The organism is Massilia sp. Soil_C_3, from assembly GCF_057657035.1.
The window spans coordinates 415,466-440,295 of sequence record NZ_JBDGJG010000005.1 but is presented as its reverse complement, the minus strand read 5'-3'; the positions used below and the strand labels follow the sequence as shown (position 1 = coordinate 440,295).

General features: G+C 69.3%; 22 protein-coding genes. 11 read left to right on the top strand and 11 right to left on the bottom strand.

Annotated elements, in window-relative coordinates; translation table 11 throughout:
* Window positions 1–86 precede the first annotated feature (86 nt).
* Both AC3A6F_RS12580 and htpX read left to right on the top strand, forming a co-directional pair.
* Complete coding sequence (locus tag AC3A6F_RS12580; protein ID WP_487681152.1) at window positions 87–1,670, top strand: TerC family protein; 1,584 nt, start codon at window positions 87–89, stop codon at window positions 1,668–1,670.
* Window positions 1,671–1,708: 38 nt separating this feature from the next.
* Window positions 1,709–2,584, top strand: a complete 876-nt coding sequence (gene htpX / locus AC3A6F_RS12575) for a protease HtpX (RefSeq protein ID WP_487681151.1) — start codon at window positions 1,709–1,711, stop codon at window positions 2,582–2,584.
* 4 nt (window positions 2,585–2,588) lie between these two features.
* Here the strand turns inward: htpX and AC3A6F_RS12570 are convergent, their stop codons facing one another.
* The 5 genes from AC3A6F_RS12570 to AC3A6F_RS12550 form a co-directional block, all read right to left on the bottom strand.
* Complete coding sequence (locus AC3A6F_RS12570) at window positions 2,589–3,209, bottom strand: TadE/TadG family type IV pilus assembly protein (protein WP_487681149.1); 621 nt, start codon at window positions 3,207–3,209, stop codon at window positions 2,589–2,591.
* The gene (locus AC3A6F_RS12565) at window positions 3,196–3,672 is read right to left on the bottom strand and encodes a TadE family protein (protein ID WP_487681147.1); all 477 of its coding nucleotides are present in this window, start codon (window positions 3,670–3,672) and stop codon (window positions 3,196–3,198) included. The genes AC3A6F_RS12570 and AC3A6F_RS12565 overlap by 14 nt, the downstream gene beginning before the upstream one ends.
* Entirely contained in the window at window positions 3,669–5,183 is a 1,515-nt protein-coding gene (locus tag AC3A6F_RS12560) for a pilus assembly protein TadG-related protein (RefSeq protein WP_487681146.1), read from the bottom strand. The genes AC3A6F_RS12565 and AC3A6F_RS12560 overlap by 4 nt, the downstream gene beginning before the upstream one ends.
* Before the next feature lie 72 nt (window positions 5,184–5,255).
* Window positions 5,256–6,302 carry an Lnb N-terminal periplasmic domain-containing protein gene (locus AC3A6F_RS12555; protein WP_487681144.1) on the bottom strand — a complete coding sequence of 349 codons (1,047 nt, stop codon included), beginning with the start codon at window positions 6,300–6,302 and terminating at the stop codon, window positions 5,256–5,258.
* Window positions 6,299–7,678 (bottom strand): nucleobase:cation symporter-2 family protein, encoded by a 1,380-nt coding sequence (locus AC3A6F_RS12550; protein ID WP_487681142.1) that lies wholly within the window; start codon window positions 7,676–7,678, stop codon window positions 6,299–6,301. The genes AC3A6F_RS12555 and AC3A6F_RS12550 overlap by 4 nt, the downstream gene beginning before the upstream one ends.
* Before the next feature lie 97 nt (window positions 7,679–7,775).
* Between AC3A6F_RS12550 and AC3A6F_RS12545 the strand changes: the two genes are divergently transcribed.
* Window positions 7,776–9,161: an MBL fold metallo-hydrolase gene (locus AC3A6F_RS12545; protein ID WP_487681140.1), complete on the top strand. Its 1,386-nt coding sequence runs from the start codon at window positions 7,776–7,778 to the stop codon at window positions 9,159–9,161.
* Here AC3A6F_RS12545 and AC3A6F_RS12540 read toward each other — a convergent pair.
* Window positions 9,155–9,829 (bottom strand): lipid-binding SYLF domain-containing protein, encoded by a 675-nt coding sequence (locus AC3A6F_RS12540; RefSeq protein WP_487681138.1) that lies wholly within the window; start codon window positions 9,827–9,829, stop codon window positions 9,155–9,157. The two genes, AC3A6F_RS12545 and AC3A6F_RS12540, sit on opposite strands and share 7 nt — an antisense overlap.
* A gap of 154 nt (window positions 9,830–9,983) precedes the next feature.
* On the opposite strand from AC3A6F_RS12540, the gene AC3A6F_RS12535 reads away from it, so the two are divergent.
* Window positions 9,984–10,370: a formylglycine-generating enzyme family protein gene (locus tag AC3A6F_RS12535; protein WP_487681136.1), complete on the top strand. Its 387-nt coding sequence runs from the start codon at window positions 9,984–9,986 to the stop codon at window positions 10,368–10,370.
* A gap of 81 nt (window positions 10,371–10,451) precedes the next feature.
* On the opposite strand, the gene AC3A6F_RS12530 is transcribed toward AC3A6F_RS12535, so the two are convergent.
* Both AC3A6F_RS12530 and AC3A6F_RS12525 read right to left on the bottom strand, forming a co-directional pair.
* Window positions 10,452–10,922: a hypothetical protein gene (locus AC3A6F_RS12530; protein WP_487681134.1), complete on the bottom strand. Its 471-nt coding sequence runs from the start codon at window positions 10,920–10,922 to the stop codon at window positions 10,452–10,454.
* Between the two features lie 9 nt (window positions 10,923–10,931).
* Window positions 10,932–11,645, bottom strand: a complete 714-nt coding sequence (locus AC3A6F_RS12525; protein WP_487681132.1) for a DUF3313 domain-containing protein — start codon at window positions 11,643–11,645, stop codon at window positions 10,932–10,934.
* 127 nt (window positions 11,646–11,772) lie between these two features.
* Here AC3A6F_RS12525 and AC3A6F_RS12520 point away from each other — a divergent pair, with 127 nt between their 5' ends.
* The 5 genes from AC3A6F_RS12520 to AC3A6F_RS12500 all read left to right on the top strand — a co-directional run bounded on the left by AC3A6F_RS12520 (window position 11,773) and on the right by AC3A6F_RS12500 (window position 17,181).
* Window positions 11,773–13,959 (top strand): patatin-like phospholipase family protein, encoded by a 2,187-nt coding sequence (locus tag AC3A6F_RS12520; RefSeq protein ID WP_487681130.1) that lies wholly within the window; start codon window positions 11,773–11,775, stop codon window positions 13,957–13,959.
* Between the two features lie 127 nt (window positions 13,960–14,086).
* Entirely contained in the window at window positions 14,087–14,227 is a 141-nt protein-coding gene (locus tag AC3A6F_RS12515) for a hypothetical protein (RefSeq protein WP_487681128.1), read from the top strand.
* Between the two features lie 283 nt (window positions 14,228–14,510).
* Window positions 14,511–15,164 carry a response regulator transcription factor gene (locus AC3A6F_RS12510; protein ID WP_487681127.1) on the top strand — a complete coding sequence of 218 codons (654 nt, stop codon included), beginning with the start codon at window positions 14,511–14,513 and terminating at the stop codon, window positions 15,162–15,164.
* Between the two features lie 137 nt (window positions 15,165–15,301).
* The gene (gene aqpZ / locus AC3A6F_RS12505) at window positions 15,302–16,051 is read left to right on the top strand and encodes an aquaporin Z (protein WP_487681126.1); all 750 of its coding nucleotides are present in this window, start codon (window positions 15,302–15,304) and stop codon (window positions 16,049–16,051) included.
* A 224-nt stretch (window positions 16,052–16,275) separates the two neighbouring features.
* On the top strand, window positions 16,276–17,181 hold the full coding sequence (locus tag AC3A6F_RS12500; RefSeq protein WP_487681124.1) for a PLP-dependent cysteine synthase family protein: 906 nt from the start codon (window positions 16,276–16,278) through the stop codon (window positions 17,179–17,181).
* Here the strand turns inward: AC3A6F_RS12500 and AC3A6F_RS12495 are convergent.
* The 3 genes from AC3A6F_RS12495 to AC3A6F_RS12485 all read right to left on the bottom strand — a co-directional run bounded on the left by AC3A6F_RS12495 (window position 17,178) and on the right by AC3A6F_RS12485 (window position 20,353).
* On the bottom strand, window positions 17,178–17,876 hold the full coding sequence (locus AC3A6F_RS12495; RefSeq protein WP_487681122.1) for a trimeric intracellular cation channel family protein: 699 nt from the start codon (window positions 17,874–17,876) through the stop codon (window positions 17,178–17,180). The two genes, AC3A6F_RS12500 and AC3A6F_RS12495, sit on opposite strands and share 4 nt — an antisense overlap.
* An 89-nt stretch (window positions 17,877–17,965) precedes the next feature.
* Entirely contained in the window at window positions 17,966–19,408 is a 1,443-nt protein-coding gene (locus tag AC3A6F_RS12490; protein ID WP_487681120.1) for a catalase, read from the bottom strand.
* Between the two features lie 30 nt (window positions 19,409–19,438).
* Window positions 19,439–20,353 (bottom strand): alpha/beta fold hydrolase, encoded by a 915-nt coding sequence (locus tag AC3A6F_RS12485; protein ID WP_487681300.1) that lies wholly within the window; start codon window positions 20,351–20,353, stop codon window positions 19,439–19,441.
* Between the two features lie 183 nt (window positions 20,354–20,536).
* Between AC3A6F_RS12485 and AC3A6F_RS12480 the strand changes: the two genes are divergently transcribed.
* Window positions 20,537–21,994: an ATP-binding protein gene (locus tag AC3A6F_RS12480; protein WP_487681118.1), complete on the top strand. Its 1,458-nt coding sequence runs from the start codon at window positions 20,537–20,539 to the stop codon at window positions 21,992–21,994.
* Complete coding sequence (locus tag AC3A6F_RS12475) at window positions 21,985–24,795, top strand: ATP-binding protein (RefSeq protein ID WP_487681116.1); 2,811 nt, start codon at window positions 21,985–21,987, stop codon at window positions 24,793–24,795. The genes AC3A6F_RS12480 and AC3A6F_RS12475 overlap by 10 nt, the downstream gene beginning before the upstream one ends.
* The last annotated feature ends 35 nt before the right edge of the window (window positions 24,796–24,830 follow it).

Below are 24,830 nucleotides of genomic sequence, written 5' to 3'. Positions count from 1 at the left end.
GCATCGCGGCGCACGTCACCGGACTGCGCCGCCGTGCCCGCGATCGCGGCCGCGACACACATTTAGCAAAATAACGAGGTAATACCATGGAATGGCTATTCGACCCGGCAATCTGGGCGGGTCTGCTCACACTCGTTGTCCTGGAAATCGTCCTGGGCATCGACAACCTGATCTTCATCGCGATCCTGGCCGACAAGCTGCCGCCGCACCAGCGCGACAAGGCGCGCCTGATCGGCCTGACCCTGGCCATGCTGATGCGCCTGGGCCTGCTGACCATCGTGTCCTGGCTGGTGACGCTCACCACGCCGCTGTTCGCGCTGGGGCCGTGGTCGCCCTCCGGGCGCGACCTGATCCTGCTGCTGGGCGGCGTGTTCCTGCTGTTCAAGGCCACCGTCGAGCTGCACGAACGCCTGGAAGGCGTGACCCACGTCCAGACCCAATCGAGGGTGTATGCCAGCTTCGGCGCCGTGATCGTGCAGATCGTGGTGCTGGACGCCGTGTTTTCGCTCGACGCCGTGATCACCGCGGTCGGCATGGTCGACGAACTGGGCGTCATGATGGCGGCCGTGATCATCTCGATCGGCGTCATGATCCTGGCCTCCAAGCCGCTGACCCGCTTCGTCAACGCCCACCCGACCGTGGTCGTGCTGTGCCTCTCCTTCCTCTTGATGATCGGTCTGTCGCTGGTGGCCGAGGGCCTGGGCTTCCATATCCCGAAAGGCTATCTGTACGCGGCGATCGGCTTCTCGATCCTGATCGAAGCCCTGAACCAGTTCGCGCGCCGTAACTTCCTCAAGAACGAGGAGCGCCTTCCGCTGCGCGACCGCACCGCCGACACCGTGCTGCGCCTGATGGGCGGCAAGCGCCGCCAGGATGCCGAGCCGGACGCCCACGACGAGCAAGTTGAAGAGACGCAGGCCTTCGGCGTCGAGGAACGCAATATGGTCAGCGGCGTGCTGACCCTGGCCGACCGCTCGATCCGCTCGATCATGACGCCGCGCTCCGAAATGTCGTGGGTGAATCTCGACGACGAAGCCGACGAGATCCTGCGCCAGCTGCAGGAGTCGCCGCACAGCCGGATGCCGGTGGGCCGCGGCCAGCTCGACAAGCTGGTCGGCATCGCCCGCACCAAGGACCTGATCAGCCAGCTGGTGCTGCAGGGGCGCATCGACGACGGCATCGTCGACGGCAATGGCCCCAATGGTCCAATCAGGAAGCCAATCCTGCTGCCCGATACCGCCGGCGTGCTCAAGGCCATGGACACACTCAAGCGCGCCCACGGACAGCTGGTACTGGTGACCGACGAATTCGGCATCGTCCAGGGCCTCTTGACCCCGGTCGACATCCTGGAGGCGATCGCCGGTGAATTCCCCGACGAGGACGAGCAGTTGGCGATCCAGCCCAGGGGCCCCGGCGAGTGGGAAGTGATCGGCACGGCCGACCTGCACCAGCTGGAGCAGGTGCTGGAGACCGAGGGCCTGGTGAGCATCGACGATGACTACACCTCGCTGGCCGGCTTCCTGCTGGCGCGCTTCGGGAGCATGCCTGAGCCGGGCCAGGAGATCGAGATCGACGGCCTGCGCTACCGCATCCTGAGCGTGGAGGAGCGCCGCATCGCCAAGGTGCTGGTCCAGCGCATCGTGGCCGACGATGCCGAACAGGCCGCCTGACCCCATTTTTTTACCGCAACCGTACCAAGAAGGACATCATGAAACGTACTCTTTTGTTTGTCGCGACTAACCTGGGCATCATGCTGGTGCTGGGCATCACCGCCAGCCTCTTGGGCGTGAACCGCTTCCTCACCTCGAACGGCCTGGATCTCACCAGGCTGCTGATGTTCGCCGGCCTGATGGGCTTTGGCGGCGCCTTCATCTCGCTGCTGCTGTCGAAGCCGATCGCCAAATGGAGTACCCGCGCCCGCGTGATCACCCAGCCGTCCAACTCGACCGAGCAGTGGCTGCTCAACACCGTGGCGGCCCAGGCCCAGCGCGCCGGCATCGGCATGCCCGAAGTGGCGATCTACGAGGGCGAACCCAATGCCTTCGCGACCGGCGCCACCAGGAACTCGTCGCTGGTCGCGGTATCGACCGGCCTGCTGCAGTCGATGACCGAGCAGGAAGTCGAAGCCGTGCTGGCCCACGAGGTGGCCCACATCGCCAACGGCGACATGGTCACGCTGACCCTGATCCAGGGTGTGGTCAACACCTTCGTGATCTTCCTGGCGCGCATCGTCGGCTACTTCGTGGACGGCATGTTGCGCAAGAACGACCAGGAAAACAGCGGCCCCGGCATCGGCTACATGGTCACCGTCATCGTGTGCGAGATCGTGTTCGGCATCCTGGCCAGCATCATCGTGGCCTGGTTCTCGCGCCAGCGCGAGTTCCGCGCCGACCGCGGCGCCGCCAACATCATGGGCCAGCCGCAGCCGATGATCGCGGCCCTGCGCCGCCTGGGCGGCATGGCCGAAGGCGAGCTGCCGAAGAATATGAGCGCATTCGGCATCTCGGGCAAGGGCGGCGCGATGGCGCTGTTCTCCAGCCACCCGCCGATCGAAGAGCGGATCGCGGCCCTGCAGTCGCGCTGACCGTTCAAGGGCAGGGGCAGGGGGATTCGCCGGCCTGGTAGCCGAACGACTCCACCGGCACGATCGTGGTCGCCCTGTGCAGCGGCACGCGCAGGTCGATCAGCGGCAGCATCATGCGCGAGCGCACCAGCGGACATGCGCCGTCGCCGTCGTCGCCCGTGCCGCAGATGCGCACCTGGACGAAGCGGATGCAGTTCGCGGCATTCGGATTGGCCATGCACACCTGCCGGTTGCGCGCTGCGGAATTCGGGATCGAGCCCGACGCGACCGGCGCCAGGCTCAGTTCACCGTCGTCGGGGTCGCGGGTCAGGGCCAGGTAGTCGATCTGCAGGTGGGCGTCCGACACCGGCGGCGCCAGCGCGAGTTCGCCCGGGCCGCTGCGAAACAGCGCGGCGTACTTGAGCCGGGCGATGCCGGCGCTGTCGGTCGGGTACACGTGCGCCGCGCTGGAGGCGGCGCGGCGCGTCACTTCCTGCAAGGTGCCGTAGACGTACAGCATGCGCGCCACTTCGATGATCCCGAACACGACCAGGAAGAACAGCGCCGCGAGCAGCGCGAACTCGACCGCGGCGGTGCCGCGCTGGCGGCGCTGCCCGCGCGACCTGTGCGGATTATTTGCCGACATAGGGCGCCACCACGTCGACCTCGATCGGCAGGCCCCACGGACCGAGGTAGGTGTTGAAGATGGGGTCGTGCATATGGAACACCAGCGTGACCTTGACGGTACGCGGCACCGTGCCGGTCCGAACCCCGCAGTTGTTGGTATCGCACAGCACGTCGGCGTCGCGCAGATCTTCGCCCGGCGCCAGGTCGCCCAGCTCGCGTCGCGCGATCTCGATCGCCACCTCCTTGGCCTGGACGGCAAGGGTCGGCGAGCGCATTTCGACGGCCGGCACCGTGGCCATGTAGCGCGCCGCGTCCTGCGCCGCCTTGTGCGCGACGGTGTAGTGCCACATGAAGCGCGCGCAAAAGATCAGGGGCGCCAGTACGATCGCCAGGCATGGCAGCAGGAGGGCGAATTCGACGGCCGCCGCGCCGCGCTGCCGGTGGCCGATGGCGGACCGGCGCCAGGGCAGGTTCAGGTTCATGGATAGAGCTCCACTGCGCCGGGGATCGCCTGCTCGGATGCCGTGCCGGCGAACTCGGCAATGAGGGCATCGCCGGTGGCGGGCACCGTCATGAAGAACTTCCCGACCGCGAGGACGGTGGCCGCGACATTGGCGCCCGACGGCGCGGCGCCTGCACACGACAGCAAAGGCACGTACAGCACCCGCCGCAGCGGCGATGCGTAGTGCCGGCGGAGGGTCGACGGCGCCGCCACCGTGGGCGGGTCCATGGTGTTTTGCGGATTGTAGGGCGTGTACTGGCCGGTGCCGGGATATCTGTTGGCGGCGATGCCGGTCCGGTACAGCTTGGGCCAGTCGGCGGTGGCGAACGTCGTGTAGCCGCCGGACGGCTCGGGAACGCCCGCGCTGTAGGACGAGAACCGGACCGCCTTGGCATACGACCACAGCGGCCCGAACGAGCTGGCGGTGACGGTGGCCAGTCCGCTGCCGGGGTAGGGAATGTCGGCTACGGTCTCGAGCCGGCCGCGTTCGATGGTGGTCATGGCGGCGCGAAGGCCGGTGGCCGGGGTCATCCACGGCGCACCGCCAGCGGTGTCGTAGGTGTAGGCCCGGATATTGGTGTCGGGGGGAGCGCCGGCGGGAAAGCACAGGTCCTGGCTATAGTCATCGAAGCGCGCGTTGAGCTGGGTGGCCAGCCCGGCCAGCGGCGCCGTCTGCTGCAGCGACGATACCCGGATCGGGCCGCCGGTCAGGCGCGGCATCCAGAGGGAGCCGGCGCACACGAAAGGCCCCAGGATGCCAGAATTGAACGAGGTGCTGGCCATGCCCGGCGGGATGACCGGATTGATCATGTAGCGCGCCGCCGTGGTGCCGCGCGGGTTGAGCTGCATCAGGTCGTAGCTGATGCCGCGCCGGAAGCCGTACTCGACCAGTTCGTGATTGCTCAGGTCGGAATTGGCGCGTTCGCTGGCCGCGGTTTCCGACATCGCGCAGATGGCGAGCGGCGCGGCCTGGATGCCGGCGCGGCCGGCGACCGCGACGTCGGCCACTTCCACCGTGGCCAGGCTGCTCGAGACGACGCGCATGAAAACCGTGCTGATGCTGGCGCTCACCGCGCCGAGCGCGGCGGTATTCACCTTCGCATAGAAGTAGCCGGCGGCGTCGCCGACGCCGTCCGCGCTGACCCAGGCGCCGCCGCGCGCCGGGGTGGTGCCGAAGCTGAGGGCGGCTTCATCCCATGCGATGGTGGCGCCGTAGCGGTAGGTGAAGCGCTCAGCGGCTTCGCGCGCCTGGGGCCTGGCCGCGGTGATGCCGCTGCTTTTCCCGTTGAGCTCCTTGGCGGCGGCCAGCGCGGCGGCCTTCGCCATGCCGCTCAGCTCGACCTTGCGGTTGTAGACCATGCCCATGTCCATGGCCAGGCCGGCAAAGGCCACCAGCAGCACCAGCAGCGGCACGAACATGATGGCGAAGGCGCCGTCCTGGGCTGCCGGTCCAGGCAGGCGTTGCCACGGCGGATGTCGACCCGATACCATTGCGTTTCCTTATCGATTCCTGGCAGCGTTGCAGGAGCAAATCGAACCTGAGTCGATTCTATCGAGGAGGGATCAGGGCCTATTGATCTTCAACAGTTGATTGGGGACAGTGGGCGCGGCGATGCCCGGCACGCCGGCCCGGATCGCCTGCGAAAAGTCGGGCGTGCCGGCATCGGATGCGAGCGCGCGCGCATTGATGTGGCCACGCTCGCGCAAGACCGCGTAGGGCAGGCCCGAGGTGAGCGCGCCCTGGTCATAGGCATATTCGGCGAAGTGCCCCGACGCCAGCAGGCGGTAGTCGAGCGGCAGGGCGGGATCGATCTGGCGCGCCAGTTCGAACAGGATGGTGGTGCAGTTGCTGGTCAGGGTATTGTAGAACTCGGGCTCGCGCCGCAGCCGCTCGGCGCGCGCCAGGTAGTCCAGCAGCACCGCGCGCAACTGCGGCTGCGTGGAGTGCAGCCGGTACAGATAGACTTGCTCGCCGCGCACATTGCTGCGGGTGCGGATCAGGTCGCGCTCGTCGGACGCGATGACTACCTGCTCGAACTTGCGGAAGAATCCGCCGGCCGCCGAGAAGGTCTCGTTGCGTTCCTTGCGAATCTCGAGCGACAACACCAGTCTTTGCCCGTCGCTGAAGCCGAACGACACCAGCGTGTGGGCGATGTGCGGTCCCATCCAATAGGACAGGATCAGGTCGGCCGATTCGAGCCGCGACAGGTCGTAGCGCCGGGTCTCCCAGCGCGGCGTGTAGTCGGTCTCGGTGCGCCACTCGAAGGCGCGCACATTGCGCAGTTCCACGCGGTCGCCGTCGACCGTCGATTCCAGCAGGCGCGCGACGTCGTCGGCCCACGGCCGATCGTGCGACGGCGTGAGCGACTGCCACCAAGCCAGCATCGCGAGCGCTGCCAGCGCGCCGGCCAGCAGCAGCCTGCGTTCGTACCGCCAGGCAGGCGCGCGCGCCAGGACCGTCGCCACGGCCAGGCCGAGCAGGGTCCAGGCGCCGCCGATGGCCAGCGCAAGCGCCGGCGCCAGCTGGAACCACAGCGCCAGTGCGCCCCACGCCGTCACCGCCACGACCGGCAGCGCCGACACGCCCCTGGCCAGCCGCTTCCAGTTCATTGCGATTCTTTCGGGCCCGCCGCCTGTTCGGGCAGGAACCAGTTCAGCAGCAGCGCGCACAGGCCGCCGGTGGCGACGCCCGATTCGAGCACGTTGCGCACAGCGGCCGGCATATGGGCCAGGAATTCGGGCACCTGGGACACGCCCAGGCCCAGCGCCAGCGACACCGCGATCACCAGCAGGGCGCGGCGGTCGAGCGTGACGCTGGCCAGGATATTGATGCCGGCCGCGGCGACGGCGCCGAACATGACCATGGCGGCGCCGCCCAGCACCGGTTCCGGCACCGCCTGGATCACGCCGGCGACGGCAGGAAACAGGCCCAGGATTACCAGGAACAGGGCGATCCACATGCCGACGTGGCGGCTGGCGATGCCGGTCAGCTGGATCACGCCGTTGTTCTGGGCGAAGATCGAGCTGGGGAAGGTGTTGAAGATGCCGGCCAGCAGGGAGTTGGCGCCGTTGACCAGCACCCCGCCCTTGATGCGCTGCATCCAGAGCGGCCCCTCGACCGGCTGGCGCGAGACCTTGCTGGTGGCCGTCACGTCGCCGATCGCCTCCAGCGAGGTGACCAGGTAGATCACGATCATCGGAATGAACAGCGACCACGAGAAGCCCAGGCCGAAGTGCAGGGGTGTGGGCACCTGGAACAGCGGCGCCTCGTGCATGCCGGTAAAGTCCAGGCGCCCCATCCAGCCCGCCAGCGCATAACCGACGGCCAGCGCGATGACGATGGCGGCGCTGCGCATCCACACCACCGGCACCCGGTTCAGGATCACGATGATGGCCAGCACCACGCCGGAAAGCAGCAGGTTCTCGCCGTTGGCGAAGCTGCCATTGGCCATGGCCGCGTAGCCGCCGCCCATGCTGATCAGGCCGACCTTGATCAGGGTGAGGCCGATCATCAAGACCACGATGCCCGTGACCAGCGGCGTGATCAGGCGCTTGACGAAGGGCAGCACGCGCGAGACGCCCATCTCGATGAAGGAGCCGGCCACCACGACGCCGAAGATCGCCGCCATCACCGCCTCCACCGGCGTTCCCTGCTTGACCATCAGGGCGCCGCCGGCGATCAGCGGCCCGACGAAGTTGAAGCTGGTGCCCTGCACGATCAGGAGGCCCGCGCCGAACGGGCCGAAGCGGCGGCATTGCACGAAGGTGGCGATGCCGGAGACGACCAGCGACATCGAGACGATCAGGTTGGTGTCGCGGCTGGACACGCCCAGCGCCTGGCAGATCAGCAGGCCCGGCGTGACGATGGGGACGATGATGGCCAGCAGGTGCTGCAGGGCGGCCAGCATGCCGAGCGGCGGGGGCGGACGGTCGTCGAGTCCGAGGATCAGTTCCGAGTGAGTCTGCTGGGAGTGCGATGTCGACATGGGATGCGGCCGGGCAAAGACGCGATTCTACAGGCAGACGGGCGGCGGCAGGCGGCCGCCGTGTAGAATGCCGCCTTTCACGGGGAGGGCGCAGTACATGGAGGAGTACAGGGAGGAGTACAGGGAGGAATTCACGGCGGAGCTGACGATATCGAGGATCCTGCATGCGGGGTATGTCTTCGAGTGCGGGGTCAGCCGTATCGCCTTCGATACCATCTTCGAGAATCCCTTCAGCCGCAACTGCCACGCCTTCCCCGACGTGCGCTTCGACCTGGATGCCATCCGGCGCCAGCGCTTCGACGCCGTCTTCATCTCTCACTTCCACGACGACCACTGCTCGCTCGACAGCCTGGACATGCTGGAGCGCGCCACGCCAATCTACCTGTATTGCCAGTTCGAGGCGCTGTTCGACATGCTGCGCCAGCTGGGATTCACGAAGGTCCACGCGCTTGCGCTGGACCAGGCGGTCGAGGTGGGGCCATTCACGGTCATCCCGCGCGAGGCGATGGATATAGACGTCGATTCGATGTTCCAGGTGCGCGCGGCCGGCATGAACGTGCTGAACGTGGTCGACTCGTGGATCGACGACGACACGCTGGCCAAGCTGGTCGCGCAGGGGCCGTGGGACATGGTGCTGTGGCCGTTCCAGACCATGCGCGAGCTCGAGGTGCTGGCGCCGTCGCGCCACACCGCGGCGCCGCCCGGCCTGCCGGAAGAATGGATAGACCAGCTGCGCGCGCTGGCGCCGCGCTACATCGTGCCGAGCTCCTGCCAGTTTCAGCAGGAGCCGTGGTCCTGGTATAACCGCGCCTTCTTCCCGATCTCGTACGCGCGCTTCGCGCAAGAGGCGGGGGCGGCCCTGCCGGCCTCCCGGGTCGTGCGGCTCGACCCGTCCGTCTCGCGCCGGCTCGATGCCGGCGGCCTGCATCCGGCGCCGCCATTGCCCTGGGTGATCCCGGTCGGCGCGCAGGACGTCGACTACGTCTATGAAGGCAATGCGGCGCCGCCGTCGACTGGCGAAATCTCCCGCCGGTTCGCGCCGCTGACGCCGCAGGAACAGGCGCGCGTGGCGGATTACTGCCTGCGCGGGCTGGCCGAACGCTACGGCGCGACTGAGGCGGGCTCGGACTATTTCGAGCGGCCGCGCATCTGGCGCCTGTCGGTGTTCGACCACACGGGTGAGGCGCGCGACTATCGCTACCGCCTCGACGGCGAGCGCGCGGTCCTGCTGGATGCCGATGCCGGCGCGCTCGGCTGGACCACCGAGGTGCCGGCCGCCAAGCTGCATGCGGCGCTGGCGCACGGAGAATCGCTGACCTCGATGTACGTGCGCATCAACGGCGTCGTCTTCGATGCCGGGACCGAGCGCGCGCTGCAAGAGGCCGAGCTGGTCGACGACCCCTTGATCCGCTGCCTGTTCGGCGATACCTTCGGCGCCTACCAGGCGGCCCAGCTGCGCCGCTTGCTGGCGCGCCCCTACTGATCGCCGGAATCGCCGTCGACCGCGCTGGACGCGACCCGGGCCAGCGTCTGGCCGTGGGGATTGATCACGCTGCGCGTCACCAGGATGTCCACCGGCGTCGCCCCTGCGCCGTAATAGGCGTGATTGCGGCCGTCATCGACCGAGATTACGGTTCCGTCCAGGTTCAGCCCACCATACAGGCCCTTCGAGCGCGTGTACACCACCATGTCGGCATTGAGCGGCGCCCCGGTGCCGGCGCCGACCGGGCCGGCGGCGACGCTCACGTCGGCGCCCAGCTTGAACGTGGTCGACAGCAGTGAATTGAGGCCTTTCTCGGTCATGATCAGGGCCACCATCTCGGACGCCTGGGCGCCGGCCTGCAGCCCGATGGAGCCGGCCGCGATGCGATAGAAGGCCGGCCCGGCCCAGGCATCGCCCTTGCGCGCGATGAGGACCGCCGAGCCGCCCGAGCCACCCACGATGAAGCCGGCCTGCACGATCTCGGGACTGATCAGGACCGCCTTGGCGTGGCCGACGTGCTCGCGGAACCAGCCCATGTCGGGATCGCGCACGAAGTTGTCCAGGGTGGCCTGGGCGGCGTCGACCCGGGCCTGGGTCTCGTCGCGGGTGGGCTGGCCGGCGCAGGCGGCCAGCGCCAGCGCCAGCGCGGCGCCGAGGATGGTTGGCATCAGCAAGCGTCTCGTGTTGCCTGGTTGTGCCTTCATGGTGACCTCATGGGGAAGTGGATGGGGGCGGTTGGATGCAGAGCCGCTGCGGGCTGTCACAGCCTACCGCCGCCCTGGACGCCGGCGCTATTGGACTTTCGTCCAACCCTGCCATTCCTTGGGACTGTGGTCCAATGCCGCCGCACGGGCGGTGCGGCTACCATCGATGGACGGCGCGCCGATGGCCGATACCTGGCACGGCGAGTTTCCCTGGCAGCGGCTGCCACCCTCGCTTGCCGGTGGCACGATGCCGGTGCGCGCCTTCGCACCGAACGGTTATGGCCTGTACCAGAACGCGGGCAACGTCTGGGAATGGACGGCCGACTGGTATCGGGCCCGTCATCCCGCTGTGGCGCACGAGGCCTGCTGCGTGCCGCTCAATCCGCGCGGCGGCGCCCTGGACGGCAGTTACCAGGCGGGCCAGCCCGGTGGCCTTCCCAGGATCGCGCGCAAGACCATCAAGGGCGGTTCGCACCTGTGCGCGCCGAATTATTGCCGGCGCTAGCGGCCGGCGGCGCGTTATCCGCATCCGCTCGACACGGCGACCTGCCACCTGGGCTTTCGCTGCATCCTGAGGGTGTAGTTACTACTCGACGGTATAGCCGCGCCCGCGCATGCAGGCATGCCAGGCGCGGCTGTATTCGTCGAGGGCTCCCTGCTGCGCGCCGGCGTTGGCCGCATTGCGGCCGGCCTGGTTCTGCCGCGCGCGGTGGCCACCGGCGAGGGTGCCGACACCGGCGCCGACGGCCGCGCCTCCGCCGGCATCGCCGCCAATCGCGCCGATGGCCGCGCCGCCCAGCGCCCCGCGCAGGGCGCCGCGCACCCGCTCGCCGCCGCCCACCGCGGGCCCGGTTTCCTGGGGCGGCGGATTGGCCGCCAGCGTGGCCGGATCGACGCCGGTCTGCTTCCTGGCCCAGACCTGGCATTCGCCGTCATCGCGGTCCTGGCGCTCCTGGCCCTGGCCCTGGGAAGGATAGGCGACCGGGCGCTGGGCCTGGGCGGCGCAGAACCAGGCGGCAAGCAGGGCGGCGCAGGTCAGCTGGCGGGCAATGAACATGGCGGCCTCCTATTCGTCGGCGCCGGCGCTGGCGCGCGCCGTCCCGCCGCCACGCATTTCGTCGAGCCGGGTGCGGAAGTTGTCCGCCCAGTAGTCGCTGATCGACTGCAGCTCGGTCCACGTGATCTGTTCGCCCTGCGGCAGGGTCTTGTCGCCGCGCCGGGTAGCGGTGGCGGCGACGACCCGCCGGCCATCCGGCGCCAGCGCTTCCATCTCGGCGGTCATCTCGACCAGCCGCGGCAAGGTGCCGGCCGCCGCGCGCCCGGCGTTGTACAGCGCCTTGATCGGCAGGAAGTCGCTGGCGCCGGTGGGCGGCTTGACGGTCTGCAGATTGGTGATCGCGATGCGCACGCGCAGCACGTCGGGACCAGGTGCGGTCACCACCTGGTAGGTCGGCGCCAGCGCCCGCTGCAGCGCTTGCTGGAAGTCGGCGCTCATGCGCGCGACCGCGTCGGGCGCGGGCGGCGGCTGGCCCGGGGCGGGCGTGGCCAGCACCTGGATCGGATCGAGCAGCAGCTTGGTGTAGCGCGTGTAGTCGACCGAGCGGTCGATGTACAGCTCGACGCCGTCGCGGTCTGGCGCCGGCTTGAGCTGGGAATAGTCGCCCAGGAAGCCCGAGCGCTGGGCCTGGGCGGTACCGACATCGCCGGGTTGTGTGGTCTGGCTCGATTGGCAGCCTGCCAGCACCGTGACCAAAAGCACTGTGCCGATGGAAGTTTTCATATGAAGGATCCCTCAAAAGTCTGATGGCCATCGTCATCTTGGGTGAATCGACGGAACAAGCCTATTGTCCTTTGGTCCTACCGCAAAGCCGATTGACGGCCACGACAGTGCAAAGGACATGAGGACAATGACGGCGAGCACCTGCCTGCGCCTGGCGTTGCTTTTGGCGCTCACCCTGATCTCGGCCTGGCCCGCGGCATCGGCGCAGCCGGGGCCGCGCATCGGCCTCGTGCTGGGCGGGGGCGGGGCGCGCGGCACCGCCCACGTCGGCGTGCTGGAGGTGCTCGACGCCTTGCGGGTGCCGGTCCATTGCGTGGCCGGCACCAGCATGGGCTCCCTCGTCGCGGGGGCCTGGCTCGGCGGGCTCTCGCCACCGCAGATGCTCGAGCGCATGGGCAAGGTCGACTGGCACGACCTGTTCGACGACGACCCGGCCCGCAGCGAAACCAATTACCGCGAGCGACGCTTGGCGCAGAGCTATTATCCGAGCCTGGAAGCCGGCGTCACCCAGGACGGCCTGCGCATGGCGCGCGGCCTGGTCGGTGGGCAAAAAATCAAGCTGTTCTTCAACGCCCTGGTCGGCGCCGACCGTGGCGAGCGCACCATCGAGAGCCTGCCGCTGCCCCTGTCGATCGTGGCCACCGACATCGGCACCGGCGAGCGGGTGGTGTTCCGCAGCGGCGAGCTGGCGGCAGCCATGCGCGCCAGCATGAGCGTGCCGGCGGTGCTGGCCCCGGTGCCCTACAAGGGACACTACCTGGTCGACGGCGGCCTGGTCGACAACCTGCCGGTGCGCGAGGCGCGCGAGCGCTGCCAGGCCGACGTCATCATCGCGGTCGATGTCGGCTCGCCGCTGCTGAAGCCGCAGCAGGTCGAGTCGCTGACCAGTGTGTCCCTTCAAATGATCAATATCCTCACGGAGCAGAACGCGCAGGCTTCGCGCGCCTCGCTGGGGCCTGGCGACATCTACATCCAGCCCGACCTGAAGGGCATCACGGCAGCCGATTTCGGCAAGTTCCGCGAGGGTGCGGCGCGGGGCAAGACGGCGGCCGAGGCGGTGGCGCCGCAGTTGGCGCGCCTCGCGCTGCCGGCCGCCGACTATGCGGCGTGGAATGCCCGCCTGCGCAGCCCGCCGCAGCCGGCGGAACCCATCGACGGCGTCGAGATCGCCGGGCTGCATCATGTGAACCCGGTGCTGGTGCGTGAACACCTCGATATCGTGCCCGGCCAGCCGCTCGACACCATTCGCCTCGAGGATGGCCTGGCCCATGTGTATGGCGAAGGCGACTTCGAGAGCGTCGACTATGCGCTGCTGGGCACCCGCGCGCGGCGCATCCTGCAGGTCACGCCCACCGAGAAGAGCTGGGGGCCCGATTACTTGCGCTTCGGCGTTGACCTGCAGGCCTCGAACAAGGAGAACGATTTCGCGCTGCGCATGGCCTATCACCGAAAATGGCTCAACCCGCTCGGTGGCGAATGGCTGTCCGGCGTCCAGATCGGCGAACGCGCCACGCTGTTCACCCAGTTCTACCAGCCGCTCGAGGCGCGCCAGCGCTTCTTCGTCCAGCCGGCGCTTGCCGTGGCACGCGACCGGCTCAATGTGTACCAGGGCGACAGCCGCATCGCCGAATACCGCTTGCGCAACCGCGGCGCCAGCCTTGGACTCGGCATGAATGCCGGCACCGTCGGCCAGTTGCGCCTGGAACGGACGGTGCGCAAATACGACGCCACGGTCGAGACCGGGCCGGCGACCTTGCCGACCGGCGAGTCGACCCTGCGTGGCTGGCAAGTCGTGGCGGACTTCGACCAGCTCGACCGTGCCTTCTTTCCCAGCCGCGGCTGGTCGGCGCGCGCCGCCTGGTTTCGGCATGACCACGGCGACTACAGCCGCCTGGCGACCGAGCTGCGCGCGGCGCGCGGTTGGGGCGATTACGTGCTCAACGGCCGGCTGCTCTACACCGGCTCGACGGACGGGCGGCTGCCGCTGGCCGAGGCCGGGGCGCTCGGCGGCTTCCTGAACCTGTCCGGCTATGTGCGCAATCAGATCCTGGCCGACGATGTGCGCATTGCCATCCTGCGTGGGGAAAAGATCATCGGCCGCATGCCGCTGGGGCTGAGCGGCGATCTGCGCATCGGCATGTCGCTCGAGGCGGGCAGTGCGCGCAATCGCTACACTGAGACAGGACTCGACGGCTGGCAGGCCGCAGCCTCGATCTACCTGGGCGGCATGACGCCGCTGGGCCCGCTGTACTTCGGCGCCGGGCTGGCGCAGGGCGGGCGTTCTTCGCTGTACCTGTTCATCGGGCTGCCTTAGTGCAGGTATGCCAAGTCGCCGCATTCCTTCTCCATCACAAGGCCTGACTATCGGAGGCTGGCATGAGTATCGGTTTCACGAGCAAGACGGCAGCGGCGCTGGGAGCGATTACGCCTGGCAGTTGTTGGTGAGCGCCAGCTATGCCTGGCGGCCGGACCGCTCGATCAAGCTCGGCTACCGCCAGCTCAAGACCAAGTACAGTGGCGAGCGCATCGAACTCGACACGACGATGCAGGGCCTGTATATCGGTGTCGGCTTCCGCTTTTGACGGGCGATTTCTGCAGGCGAAGTGCAGTCAAGACCAGGGCGCGCGGAAAGACAGATGCTGTGCGACCGCGTTACTCAAGATTGGTTTCGCAGGAGGCCGGCTTAGCGCACCCGATGTTTGTGACATATCAAATATGCCATCTGTCCTCCCGTGCGTGCGTGGACGCGCATCTAGAATCGTCTGCACCGCGCTCGATGCGCAGATGGTGATTGACGGCGGAAGACGCAGGCGCCGCGCGAGGGCGCCGGCGGTTTCCGGTGCAGGCTTGCAGCGGGAGTTGCCTATGCATACGATCGAACCCCTGACCTATCTTGTCGATGGCAATGCCGGCGCGCTGAATGACATGGCGTGCCTGCTGCAGGCCGTGGGCCTGCGCGTCGCGGCCTTTGACCGCACCGACGGTTTCCTGCGGGCCCACGATCCCGCGATGCCCGGCTGCGCCGTGATCGATGTCCGCATGCCGGACCTGGACGGCCTGGCGCTGCTGCGCGAACTGCAGCAGGGCGGCGCCGAGCGCGCCATCGTGTTCGTCGCCGGCGGCGGCGACGTCGAACTGGGCGTGCGGGCCATGAAGGCCGGGGCCGACGACTTCCTGCTCAAGCCGCTCGAGGCGGACAGTTTCGTGGCCGCCGTCCGGCATGCGCTGGCGCGCGACGCCCACGAGCGCGCGGTGCGGCGCGAGCTGCAGCGCATCCGCGCCCACCTCGACACGCTGACCCGGCGCGAGCAGCAGGTATTGCGCCATGTGGTCTCGGGCCGCCTGAACAAGCAGATCGCCTTCGACCTGGGCATCGCCGAAAAAACGATCAAGGTGCACCGCGCCCGGGTGATGGAAAAGATGGGCGCGACATCGCTGGCCCAGCTGGTGCGCGAGACCCTGGAACTCGAGGCGGGCGCGGTGTTCGCCGGCGACGGCGTCGACAAGGACGGTGGCTGAGGGCGGCCGCGTTCGGCCACCAGCCCCAGTCGCCGGCATCGCCCTTTGGTCCAATAGGCACTTGCCATCGGCCAGAGCACGATGGCGATCCGCAGGCGCGCGCCGTACGTGCGCCCGGCACGATGGGGGAGAACGTCATGTTGAACAAACTACTGGCCGAGTTCATCGGCACATTCTGGCTGGTGCTGGGCGGCTGCGGCAGCGCCGTGCTGGCCGCCACCTTTCCCGAGGTCGGCATCGGCCTGACCGGTGTTTCCCTGGCCTTCGGCCTGACCGTGCTGTCGGCGGCCTATGCGCTCGGCCCGATCTCGGGCGGCCATTTCAATCCCGCCGTGTCGGTGGGCCTGTGGGCCGGCGGGCGCTTTCCGGCGCGCCACCTGGCGCCCTATGTCGTGGTGCAGGTGTCCGGCGCCGTGCTGGCGGCGGCCCTGATCTATGTGATCGCGAGCGGCAAGGCCGGCTTCGACGTCCAGGCCGGTTTCGCGGCGAATGGCTACGGCGCGCATTCTCCGGGCGGCTATTCGCTCGAGGCCGCCTTCGTGTGCGAGCTGGTGATGAGCTTCATGTTCGTGCTGGTGGTGCTGGGCGCGACCCACACGCGGGCGCCGGTCGGCTTCGCCGGCATCGCGATCGGCCTGGCCCTGGCCCTGGTGCACCTGATTAGCATCCCGGTGACGAACACCTCGGTCAACCCGGCGCGCAGCACCGGCCCGGCGCTGTTCGTCGGCGGCTGGGCGATGGCCCAGCTATGGCTGTTCTGGCTGGCCCCCCTGCTCGGCGGTGCGCTGGCCGGGGTGTTGTACCGCAAGGTGCTCCAGCGCGAACCGGTCGAGCCGTCGGTCACCGGCCAGCTGGAGCCGGGCCTAGGGTTGGGCGCCCGCACCTGAAGCCACACTGGGGGCTGATATCGGCTTAATGGCGTAGGGGGACTAGCGCAAAAAAATCCTGACATTGACGTAGATTAACCACTACAATCGAAGCGCATCCTGTTATGACGATGCACCGTCAGCGCCCGCCCTTGTGCGGGCGCTTGTTCGTTGTGCCTCGCATGCAGCCGGCATATCCGCTCTGCGGATAGGGCATGTGCGGGTCCGGTTCGAAAGGAAGTGGCGTGCAATCCCACATCAAGTCATCTGTCATGGAAGCGATCGGCAACACTCCGGTGGTCAGGCTCGGCCGCGTGTTTGCGACGGCCAATGTGGTGGCCAAGCTGGAGTTCATGAATCCCGGCGGCAGCATCAAGGACCGCATGGTGCGGGCCATGCTGCGCAAGCTGCCGCCGGATGCCGGACGCTTGGTCGAGGCGTCTTCTGGCAACACGGGCGCGGCCCTGGCCATGGCCAGCGCCGTGCTCGGCCTGGACTGCGAGGTCGCCGTCCCCGTCAGCACCAGCCGTGAAAAGATCAGGCGCATCGAGGCCTATGGCGCCACGGTGCGCGTGTGCGACGGCGAGCGCGGCCCCGACTACCAGGAGACGGCCCTCGACATCGCCCGGCAGGGCGGCGCCCACCACCTCGACCAGTACCGCTCGACCCTCAACAGCCAGGCGCACTACGGCGACACCGCGCCCGAACTGTGGTCGCAAATGGCAGGCCAGATCGACGTCTTCGTGTGCGGCGTCGGTTCGGGAGGGACGATCTCGGGCATCGGGCGCTACCTGAAGGAGCGCGATCCGGCGATCCGCGTGATCGGGGTCGAGCCCCAGGATTCGGCCTACAGGAAGCTGGTGACCGACCTGCCGGCGGGCGGCGAATTCTCCAGCGCGATCGAGGGCGTCGGCAAGGGCTGTCCGTCGCCCGTGTTCGACCCGGCGGTGGTCGACGACGTGGTCCAGGTGCCGGATGAAGAATCGCTGGCGTGGATCCACCGGCTGGCGCGCGAAGAAGGCATCCTGGCCGGCGGCTCGAGCGCCTGCGTGGCGGCGGGCATCGCCCGCCTGCTGCCGACACTGGGCACTGCCCGCATCGTCACGATCTTCCCCGATTCCGGCGCGTTCTACCTCTCGAAGTATTTTTAACGGCCGTCGCGTCCGTCGCGGCCCGCTTCCTGCTCGCCCTCGGCCGGTTCCGGCGCGCGCGCCGTCGGCAAATGCCAGCCGTAGCGGATAGCCGCCAGGCGCAGGCCGAAGCACAGGGCGGCGCCGGCCAGCGCGGTCGGGGTGCTGGGCAGCCCCAGCGCGTCGCCAGCCACGACCACGGTGGCCCCGGCCAGGGCGGCGACGGCGTAGATATCCGACCTGAACACGGCCGGCACGTTCGACAGCAGCACGTCGCGCGCGATGCCGCCGCCGATGCCGGTCAACATGCCGAGCAGCGCCGCCATCACCGGCTCCAGGCCGAACACCAGCGCCTTCTGGGCGCCGGCGACGCAGAACAGGGCCAGGCCGGCGCCGTCGAACACCAGCACCGGGTGGCGCAGGCGGTGCAGGGCGGGCGACCAGAAGAAGATCGCCACTCCGGCCAGCAGCGACACGCCAAGATAGCGCCAGTCGGTGAAGGCGGCCGGCGGCGTGGCCCCGATCAACAGGTCGCGCACGATCCCGCCCGACGTGGCGGCGACGAAGGACAGCACCAGCACGCCGAACAGGTCGAGCTGGCGTCGCAGGCCGGCGGTGGCGCCGCTCAGGGCAAACACGAAGGTGCCGACCAGGTCGAGCGTCAGCACCAGGGTCTTCATGGCGGCGCCCATGTCGAGGGCGGGAACGGGGAACACGGCGTACCTCTGCACTTGTAAGGTGCAATCCGCACCGAGGATGCGGATTCTATAGCACCGCGCCGGTCCTTGCCGAGCTGCACCCGTCCTCAGGTCCCTTCGCTGGCCTGCACGATGGCGCGCGCCACGCCGTCGCCATAGGCCGGATCGCACATCGTACAGTTGGCGATGTGGCGCGCCTTGACCTCGCTTGATGCGCCGGCGATCGCCCGTGCCGTGTTCTGGAACAACGCCTCGCGCTGGGCCGGCGACATCTTCCTGAACAGCAGGGCCGGCTGCGAAAAATAGTCGGCGTCGACCCGGTGGTTCCAGTGGTCGGCGGCGCCTTCGAGCGACAGCGGCGGCTCCCTGAAGTCGGGCTGGTCCTGCCACTCGCCGTGGCGGTTCGGCTCGTACGAAGTGGTGCCGCCGCGGTTGCCGTCGACCCGCATGGCGCCATCGCGGTGGTAGCTGTGCACCGGGCAGCGCGGCGCGTTCACCGGGATCTGGTGGTGGTTCACGCCCAGCCGGTAGCGCAGCGCGTCGCCGTACGAGAACAGGCGCCCCTGCAGCATCTTGTCGGGCGAGAAGCCGATGCCCGGCACGATGTGGGCCGGGTTGAAGCCGGCCTGCTCGACCTCGGCGAAGTTGTTTTCCGGGTTGCGGTTCAGCTCCAGCACGCCGACTTCGATCAGCGGGTAGTCGGCGTGCAGCCAGACCTTGGTCAGGTCGAACGGGTTATAGCGATAGGTGGCCGATTCGTTCTCGGGCATGATCTGCACGTACAGGGTCCAGCGCGGGAAGTCGCCGGCCTCGATGCTGTCGTACAGGTCGCGCAGGTGGCTTTCGCGGTCGCGGCCGATCAGGGCGCCGGCCTCGGCGTCGCTCAGGTTCTCGATGCCCTGCTGCGTCTTGAGGGTGAACTTGACCCAGAAGCGCTCATTGGCGGCGCTGATGAAGCTGAAGGTATGGCTGCCGAAGCCGTGCATGTGGCGAAAGCTCCTGGGGATGCCGCGGTCGCTCATGACGATCGTCACCTGGTGCAGCGCCTCGGGAAGGCTGGACCAGAAGTCCCAGTTGTTGTCGGCGCTGCGCAGCCCGGTGCGCGGATCGCGCTTGATGGCGTGGTTCAGGTCGGGGAACTTGAGCGGGTCGCGCAGGAAGAAAACGGGCGTGTTGTTGCCCACCAGGTCCCAGTTACCCTGTTCGGTATAGAACTTGATCGCTAAACCGCGGATGTCGCGTTCGGCATCGGCGGCGCCGCGCTCGCCGGCCACCGTCGAGAAGCGCAGGAACAGGTCGGTCTTCTTGCCGATCTCGGAGAACATGCGCGCCTTGGTGTAGCGCGTGATGTCGTGGGTCACGGTGAAGGTGCCGTGGGCGCCGCCGCCCTTGGCGTGCATGCGGCGCTCGGGAATCACTTCGCGGTCGAAGTGGGCCAGCTTTTCCAGGAACCACACGTCCTGCAGCAAGGCCGGGCCGCGCGGGCCGGCGGTCATGGTGTTCTGGTTGTCGACCACGGGTGCGCCCGCGGCGGTGGTCAGTTCTTTCATGGCTTCGTCCTCTGGTTTGGGGGGGGACGGTCAGCCGCGCACGAAGGCCAGCAGGTCGGCATTGACCTGGTCCTTGTGGGTATCGGTGAGACCGTGCGGCGCGCCCGGGTACACGATCAGCTGCGCGTGCGGGACCAGGCGTTTGGAGGCGCGCCCGGCCGCGTCGATCGGCACGATCTGGTCGTCGTCGCCGTGGACGATCAGGGTCGGGATCGTGAATTTCTTCAGGTCTTCGGTGAAATCGGTCTCCGAGAATGCCTTGATCGAGTCATAGGTGTTCTTGTGGCCGCCCAGCATGCCCTGCAGCCACCACGACTGGATCAGCCCTTGAGAGACCTTGGCGCCGGGCCGGTTGAAGCCATAGAACGGACCGCTCGGGACGTCCAGGTAGAACTGGGAACGGTCGGCCAGCTGGGCGGCGCGCAGGCCGTCGAACACCTCGAGCGGCAGGCCGCCGGGATTCGCCTCGGTCTTGAGCATCAGCGGCGGCACCGCCGAGATCAGGCCGGCCTTGGCGATCCGCGCGGTGCCGTGGCGGCCGATATAGCGCGCCACTTCGCCGCCGCCCGTCGAAAAACCGAACAGCACCGCGTCCTTGACGTCCAGGTGGGCGAGCAGCTCGGCCAGGTCGTCGGCGTAATGGTCCATGTCGTTGCCATCCCATGGCTGGCTCGAGCGGCCGTGGCCGCGGCGGTCGTGGGCGATGCAGCGGTAGCCCTGGTCGGCGAAGAAGATCATCTGCGATTCCCAGCTGTCCGAGTTCAAGGGCCACCCGTGGCAGAACACGATGGGCTGGCCGCTGCCCCAGTCCTTGTAATAGAGTTCGACGCCTTCCTTGGTGGTGTAGATGGTCATGCGGGTTTCTCCCTGGAGTGGATGTGGTTGACAGAAATGGTTGGCGCCGGCCGATGGTGCATGCGCCGTCCAGCGTGAGTAGACTCGAATTCACAGCCGGCCGACACCTGTCAGAAGGAATAGCCATGGACCACACGATCGGTATCGCTGGCCTTCCTGTACATCTCGGCTGAGCTGTTGTGTATTTACTTCTTGTCATGAGGCCGGCAACCATTTAAGGTAGCGGTATCGACGCGCAATACCGTGCGCCATGCCGTGTGTTGGACCGATCGCATGCATACCGATACCTCTATCGCGCCGCCACCACCACCACCGCCGTCCGCCGGCGTGCAGCACGCCAGGCTGGCGTGGGGCGGCCCCGCTTACACCTTTGGCTTTTTTTCGCTGTACCCGGCGCGCAAGCTGCTGGTGCGCGGCGAGACGCCGGTGCCGCTCGGCGGGCGCGCCTTCGACCTGCTGGTCGCGCTCATCGCGCGCGCCGGCGAGGTGGTCAGCCACCACGAACTGGTCGCGGCCGTGTGGCCCCATTCGGTGGTCGAGGAGAACGGCTTGCGGGTGCATATGTCGGCGCTGCGCAAGGCGCTCGGCGAGAATCCGTCCGAGCAGTACATCCTGACCGTGCCTGGACGCGGCTACCGCTTCGTCAAGACCGTGGCGGCCGCCCCGCTGGCGCCGCTGCGTGGCCCGCGTCCGGGGCGTCTGGTCGGGCGCGCGGCCCTGCTGGCGCAGCTCGACGGCAGCCTGGCGCCGGGCCGGGTGACGACCCTGGTCGGCGCCGGCGGCAGCGGCAAGACGGCGCTCGCGCTGGCCCATGCGGCCGCGAACGCGCGCCACTATCCCGATGGCTGTCGCGTGGTCGACTGGGCCGCCGCCGGCGATCCGGTGGCCATGGACCGTAGCGCCCTGCGCGAACGCCAGGCCCTGCTGGTGCTCGATAACTGCGACGCGGCGCTGCCGGCGGCGGCGGCCCTGGCCGCGGGCCTGGCTGGCGCCGGCGCGCGGCTCACGGTCCTGGCCACCAGCCGCGCGCCGCTCGGGCTCGCCGGCGAGCGGGTGGTCGGGGTGCCGACGCTCGACGTGCCCGCGCCGGGCGCCGCGCTCGATTGCAGGCAGGCGCTGGCGCTGTCCGCGATCGCGCTGTTCGTCGAACGCGCCGAAGCCAACGGCAGCCGCTTCGCGCTGACCCCGGCCAACCTGGCGTGTGTGGCCGAACTGTGCCGCCAGCTGGATGGCCTGCCGCTGGCGCTCGAGCTGGCCGCCGCGCGGGTCGAGGCGCTGGGCGTCGAAGGGCTGGCGGCGCGCCTGGACGACATCTTTCTTTTGTTGACGCGCAGCCGGCGCCTGGCGGACCCGCGCCATGCCTCGCTCAAGGCCATGTTCGACGCCGGCCATCGCCTGCTGGACGAGGCCGAGCGCACGCTGCTGCGCCGGCTGGCGGTGTTCGCGGGTCCCTTCGCGCCCGGGACGGCGCTGCGGGTATGCGCATTCGGTGGGCTCGGACCGGGCGAGGCGGCGCGGGCCTTGCCGTCGCTCGCCGCCTGCTCATGGCTGGTTGCTGAAGGCAGCGCCCACGCGCCACGCTACCGTCTGCTGAACACGACCCGCCGCTATGCGTCAGCGCAGCTGGCCGCCAGCGGCGAGGCGTGGATCGTGGCGCAGCGCCTGGCGCATACCGGTCCCGAAGAACACGGGCAGGCACAGGACGCAGTGTGGGGCGCGGTGTGGGAATAAGGCAGGAACCGCAGGGCGAGCAGCCCGTCTACGTCTTCGGCGCCTTCCGCCTGCTGCGCCAGGCGCGCCAGCTGTTCCTGGGACCGACCCCGGTGCGGCTGGGCGGGCGCGCGCTCGAACTACTGCTGGTGCTGGTCGAGCGGGCCGGCGAAGTGGTCAGCCGCGCCGAACTCGAACGCACGATCTGGCCCGGCAGCGTGGTCGAGGACAGCTGCCTGCGGGTGCACATCGGGGCGCTGCGCAAGGCGCTGGGCGACGGCCCCGGCGCCTCGCGCTACATCGCCAATGTGCCCGGGCGCGGCTACAGCTTCGTGGCGCCGGTGGTCACGCTCGGCCTCGATGCCGATGCCGATGCCAATCCGGCGCCGCCCGCCGGCGCGCGTTCCTTGCCGCTGCGTATGACCAGCGTGCTGGGGCGCGAGGACGTGATGGAGCAATTGCGGGCGCTGCTGCCGCGCTGCCGCCTCGTCACCATCGTGGGCCATGGCGGCATCGGCAAGACCACGCTGGCGCTGTGCCTGGCCGCCGAGCTGCAGGACGGCTATGCCGACGGCGCCTGCTTCGTCGACCTGGCCCTCCTGAGCGGCGCGATCCAGATCCCCGATGCGCTGGCCGCCAGCCTGGGCCTGGAGCCGGACGGAGAAGGCGTGCGCGCACTGCTGGAGCGCTGGCTGGCGCCGCGCCGGATGTTGATCGTGCTGGACAACTGCGAGCACCTGATCGAGGCCGCGACCGCCGTCGCCGAATGCCTGCTGCGGCTGGCCCCCGGAATCGACGTCGTCGCCACCAGCCGCGAGCCGCTGGACGCCGACGGCGAGTGGGTGCTGCGACTGGGACCGCTCGCCTGTCCGCCCGACGATCCCGCCCTGAGCCTCGAACAGGCGCTGCGCTATCCGGCCCTGCAATTGCTCGCCAACCGGGCCGAAGCCGGCATGGACGCGTTCCGGCTCGGCCAGGCCGAGCTGCCGGCCGCCGTCAGGCTGTGCCGCCGGCTGGACGGGGTGCCGCTGGCGATCGAGTTCGCCGCCGCCCAGGTCTGCCTGCTGGGCGTGCACGGGGTGGTGGAGCAGCTGGGGGACCGCCTGCGCCTGCTCGGCAGCGGGCGCCGCACCGTGCTGCCGCGCCATCGCACCCTGCGCGCGCTGCTCGATTGGAGCTATGAACTGCTCTCGCCGGACGAGCAGCGGGTGCTGCGCGGCTGCGCGGTGTTCGCCGGCCCGTTCTCGCTGGAGGCGGCGCTGGCGGTGGTGGGACCCGGCGCCGCCGGCGCGATGGGCAGCATGGTTGGATGCCTTCTGGACCTGGTGTCCAAATCGCTGGTCGCGGCCGACACCGGGGGACCGGACGCCCGCTTCGTGCTGCTCGGGATCACCCGCGCTTATGCGATCGAGCGCCTGGCCGAGGATCCCGGGCGCATGTCGCTGGCGGCCCGCCACGCGCGGCACACCCTGGGCCTGCTGGACGAGTGCGAGCGCGCCTGGGACACGCTCGACCATGGCGCCTGGCTGGCGTGCGCCAGCCACGTGGCAGGAGATCTGCGCGCCGCACTGGACTGGGCGTTCGGTCCCGGCGGCGAGCGCGCGCTGGGCGTGCGCCTGGTGGCCGCGCCCGCTGTACTGGGCGCGGGCCTGTTTGGCGAGCGCGAACTGGAGCGCCACGTGCGCGCGGCGCTGGAGGCGATCGGCGCCGGGGCCGCGGCCGAGCCGCTCGATGAGGCGCGCCTGCACGCCGCCATTGCCCGCGGCCCGCTCAGGGACTCAAACTCGGACTCGGACTCGGAGCCGTACCTGCGCGCGATCCGCCAGGCCGAGGCCGGCGGACAGCCGGAAGCCCTGGCCGAAGCTCTATACGTAAGCGCCATGCGCTGCCTCGGCGCCGGCCTGTATCGCAGCGCCCACGAACACGCGCTGCGCATGGCGCGGGTGGCGGCGCAGGCCGGGCTGGCGCGCACGCTGGCGGTGGCGCGGAGCCTGCCGGCCTTGAGCCTGCACGCGCTGGGCGAGCATGAAGAGGCGCTGCGCCTGGCGCGGCAGCGGCCGGCGGCGGTGGGTGCGCGCGCGCCGCTGCGCCTGGCCGGGCCGGTCGGCGCCGATCTCGCCCGCGCGGTGCTGGCCGTGCGCACGCGCTGGCTGCTGGGTGAGGGGCGTGCGGCGGCGGCGCAGGCGCGCGAGCTGCTCGCGCAGGCGGCCCGCGACGGCGCGCCGGCCTCGCTGGCCTGGGCGCTGGCGCTGGGGGCCTTGCCGGTGGCCTTGTGGCGCGGCGACGACGACTGGGCGCGCGAACTGGCCGGCTTGCTCGAAGAACATGCCGAGCGCCATGCGCTGGCCTACTGGAGCGGCTGGGCGCGGCTGGCGCGCCAGGTGCTGGCGGCCCGCGCCAGCCGCCTGGAGACGCCGCCCGGGGGCGCCTGGGGGCTGGACGCGGTCCAGGGCGACCACCTGGCGACCTGGCTCGGCGCGGCCACCGGGGCGGGGGTGGACGCGGCCGCGCAGCGCTGCGTCGGAGGCCAGGTCGGGTGGTGTGCCGCCGAGGTCTGGCGCGCGGGCGGCGAACGCTTGCTGGCCGGACCGGGCGCGCAGGGGGCGGCCGAGGCGCTGTTCGAACGGGGCCTGGCCGCTGCGCGGGCCCAGGGTGCGCTGGCCTGGGAGCTGCGCTGCGCGATCAGCATGGGCCGCCTGTGGCGTGACGCCGGCGACGGCGCGCGTGCGCGGGCGCTGCTGCAACCGCTGGTGCTGGCCCTGGGCGACGGCCATGACGGCGTCGACCGGCGCACCGCCTTGCTGCTGTTGCAAGACTTATAGCGCATCCTGATTTCACACTTTTTCACATCGGCCGC

Excerpts from the sequence above, each read along its gene's own strand:
- AC3A6F_RS12525 (WP_487681132.1), bottom strand. The coding sequence starts at position 11,645 with ATGAAAACTTCCATCGGCACAGTGCTTTTGGTCACGGTGCTGGCAGGC.
- AC3A6F_RS12530 (WP_487681134.1), bottom strand. The coding sequence starts at position 10,922 with ATGTTCATTGCCCGCCAGCTGACCTGCGCCGCCCTGCTTGCCGCCTGG.
- AC3A6F_RS12550 (WP_487681142.1), bottom strand. The coding sequence starts at position 7,678 with ATGTCGACATCGCACTCCCAGCAGACTCACTCGGAACTGATCCTCGGA.
- AC3A6F_RS12560 (WP_487681146.1), bottom strand. The coding sequence starts at position 5,183 with ATGGTATCGGGTCGACATCCGCCGTGGCAACGCCTGCCTGGACCGGCA.
- AC3A6F_RS12545 (WP_487681140.1), top strand. The coding sequence starts at position 7,776 with ATGGAGGAGTACAGGGAGGAGTACAGGGAGGAATTCACGGCGGAGCTG.
- AC3A6F_RS12480 (WP_487681118.1), top strand. The coding sequence starts at position 20,537 with ATGCATACCGATACCTCTATCGCGCCGCCACCACCACCACCGCCGTCC.
- AC3A6F_RS12490 (WP_487681120.1), bottom strand. The coding sequence starts at position 19,408 with ATGAAAGAACTGACCACCGCCGCGGGCGCACCCGTGGTCGACAACCAG.
- AC3A6F_RS12565 (WP_487681147.1), bottom strand. The coding sequence starts at position 3,672 with ATGAACCTGAACCTGCCCTGGCGCCGGTCCGCCATCGGCCACCGGCAG.
- AC3A6F_RS12570 (WP_487681149.1), bottom strand. The coding sequence starts at position 3,209 with ATGTCGGCAAATAATCCGCACAGGTCGCGCGGGCAGCGCCGCCAGCGC.
- htpX (WP_487681151.1), top strand. The coding sequence starts at position 1,709 with ATGAAACGTACTCTTTTGTTTGTCGCGACTAACCTGGGCATCATGCTG.
- AC3A6F_RS12540 (WP_487681138.1), bottom strand. The coding sequence starts at position 9,829 with ATGCCAACCATCCTCGGCGCCGCGCTGGCGCTGGCGCTGGCCGCCTGC.
- AC3A6F_RS12510 (WP_487681127.1), top strand. The coding sequence starts at position 14,511 with ATGCATACGATCGAACCCCTGACCTATCTTGTCGATGGCAATGCCGGC.
- AC3A6F_RS12555 (WP_487681144.1), bottom strand. The coding sequence starts at position 6,302 with ATGAACTGGAAGCGGCTGGCCAGGGGCGTGTCGGCGCTGCCGGTCGTG.
- AC3A6F_RS12580 (WP_487681152.1), top strand. The coding sequence starts at position 87 with ATGGAATGGCTATTCGACCCGGCAATCTGGGCGGGTCTGCTCACACTC.
- aqpZ (WP_487681126.1), top strand. The coding sequence starts at position 15,302 with ATGTTGAACAAACTACTGGCCGAGTTCATCGGCACATTCTGGCTGGTG.
- AC3A6F_RS12520 (WP_487681130.1), top strand. The coding sequence starts at position 11,773 with ATGACGGCGAGCACCTGCCTGCGCCTGGCGTTGCTTTTGGCGCTCACC.